Source organism: Streptomyces sp. NPDC047000, from assembly GCF_040644295.1.
GTDB lineage: Bacteria > Actinomycetota > Actinomycetes > Streptomycetales > Streptomycetaceae > Streptomyces.
The window spans coordinates 1-1,020 of sequence record NZ_JBEYWE010000034.1; the positions used below are offsets into that span (position 1 = coordinate 1).

Annotated in this window: 1 protein-coding gene; it reads right to left on the bottom strand. The window is 64.9% G+C overall.

Features of this window, described 5'->3' with window-relative positions; genetic code table 11:
* Positions 1–601: 601 nt before the first annotated feature.
* Positions 602–1,020: tetratricopeptide repeat protein (locus ABZ862_RS33740; RefSeq protein WP_360966799.1), on the bottom strand; the 419-nt coding region annotated here is incomplete at its 5' end.

Genomic DNA, 1,020 nt, shown 5'->3' on the forward strand with positions numbered 1-1,020 from the left:
CGTTCGTGATCGGACAACTCGAGCAGCAACGGCTTCGGACCCGGCATCACCCCACCCTACAACCGCCCGCAAACTTCCGACTCAGGACACTAGGGCTTGCCCTCGGCCTGACCTGCGGTGGACGAACGCAGGCGCGCCGCAGACGGCCGATCGATTCCCCGCTGTTCCCCGTAGTTCCCCGCACGTTCTGGCACGCGTCTGACACGCGTCATTCGTCGTCGCACCTCTCCAAGACCAGTCCTATGGAGCCTTGTTCGAGCCTGTTGTTCTCCTCCAGGTGAAGGTGAGCGCCGTCCGGCGTGCCGTCCTGAGCGAGAGTGAGGAGGTGGCCGGCCAGGGCTTCAACCCGGCAGCGTTTGCCTCGATGACGATCTCGCGGCCCAGGTTGCGGACCTCGATGCGTGTGCCTTCCTCCCACGTGACTCTGGTGATTCAATCGGTCGCTGCACTCACGCGAGTGTTCATCGACGGAGCAGCGCTAGCTTCAGGGGCCATGCCCCAAGCATCGCGTACCCCGGGCCAGCCGCGACGCCGAGACATGAGTGATGACCTCTTCGTCCCGAACTTTCGGCGGGAAGGTCATGTACGGTTCTCGGGCTGCTCAACCAGCCGTGGACGGCTGCTGAGGTTCAGCGTTGGTCACTGAGGTTGCTGTACTTCCGTGCTGTACAGCTTCGAATTCTTGGCGAGCGGCGGCAAGGCTGTTGCGGCTGGTCAGGGTTTGGGGGTGGGTGTCGCCCTGAGGTTCCCCCGCCGCCCGGTAGGCGGCGGCGAGGTTGTTGCGGCTGGTCAGGGTGTGGGGGTGGGTGTCGCCCAGGATTTGTTCGCATTGGGTGAGGGTGGCCTTCAGCAGGGGGATGGCGCGCCCGAGGTCCCCGGCCACCTGGTAGGTGGTGGCGAGGTTGTTGCGGCTGGTCAGGGTGTCGGGGTGGGTGTCGCCCAGGATTTGTTCGCATTGGGTGAGGGTGGCCTCCATCAGAGGAATGGCCCGCCTCAAGTCCCCCGCCGACTCATAAGCCG